This window comes from Frankia sp. AgKG'84/4 (genome assembly GCF_023242965.2).
Lineage (GTDB): Bacteria > Actinomycetota > Actinomycetes > Frankiales > Frankiaceae > Frankia.
Genome location: NZ_JALKFU020000759.1, coordinates 1 through 1,178, shown reverse-complemented (window position 1 = coordinate 1,178; position 1,178 = coordinate 1). Strand labels below are relative to the sequence as shown.

Sequence of the window (1,178 nt, the reverse complement as noted above, 5' to 3'; positions counted from 1 at the left end):
GCAGCAAGGTTGCGGACATCATCACCGGGCCAGGGGTGAGAAGATCAACGGGACGAGGTGATCCTTTCACTCGCCACCGACAATTTTCGGCCACCCGAGGTCCGCTGTGGGGTGGTCAAACCATCAACTGTCGTGATCATGGTGTTCCGCGGCGCACTCCGGCGCCGGAATGTCGGGAAGCCGCGGGCAAGGGTGCGACGGGACTACTCGCCAGCCGGCTCTGTGGTGAGGCTGCGGCTGGTTGTGGAGTCGTGGGCCTCGCCGTCACGCGCCCCGAACCCGCCCGCATGATCGATATAATGGTGGGTGGGCGTCCGCGTGGGGTGCGCGGGTGGGCTGGGGACGTAAGTTCGATGTCTACGCGGAAACGTCTGGGGTAAGCGTGGCGGTAGCGTGGCGGATGCGCTGCGCAACAGCAGGAGAAAGAGGGTTGCGGACGGTGCCGAGGGAGAAGGGGCGCAAAGCGATCGCGCAGAACAAGCGCGCCCGCCATGACTACGACATCCTCGACACCTACGAGGCTGGGCTGGTGCTGCGCGGCACCGAGGTGAAGGCGCTGCGGGCCGGCCGCGCCTCCCTGGTGGACGGGTTCGCCCAGATCAGCGACGGCGAGATCTGGCTGCACAACGTGCATATCCCGGAGTACACCGAGGGCACGTGGACGAATCACGCTCCTCGACGTAAGCGCAAGATGCTGCTGCACCGCAGTGAGATCGAGAAACTCGTCGGCAAGACCCAGGAGGGCGGACTCACTCTCGTCCCGCTCGTCCTGTACTGGAAGGACGGTCGGGCCAAGGTCGAGATCGCCCTGGCCCGCGGACGTAAGGCGTACGACAAGAGGCACGCTCTCGCCGACCGCGATGCCGCCCGGGAGATCAGCCGGGAGATGGGCCGGCGGGTCAAAGGCCGCTACAGCTGACCGCCACGGACGAACAGCCGGCCCGGGATGACGGACGGCTGGCCCAGCTCGCGGAACTGCTGACCGTCCGCGGTGGTGAGGTGCTGGCCGCCGCGTCCGCCGTCTACGCCGAGACGCCGGGCTCGGGCGGCGGTGGCAGCGGCGGTGGCGGTGGTGGTGTCGCGGCGGTCGCGGCACGGGAGCTGGTACAAGCGGTCGGTCTTCTACGAGGTGCTGATCCGCGGCTTCGCCGACTCCAACGGCGACGGCACGGGCGACA

At 67.9% G+C, this 1,178-nt stretch carries 1 protein-coding gene; it reads left to right on the top strand.

Going from position 1 to position 1,178, the window contains the following annotated elements:
• Positions 1-439: 439 nt before the first annotated feature.
• A complete protein-coding gene (smpB, locus tag MXD58_RS25015; RefSeq protein WP_248840469.1) occupies positions 440-919 on the top strand; it encodes an SsrA-binding protein SmpB in 480 nt (159 codons plus the stop codon).
• Positions 920-1,178: the final 259 nt, after the last annotated feature.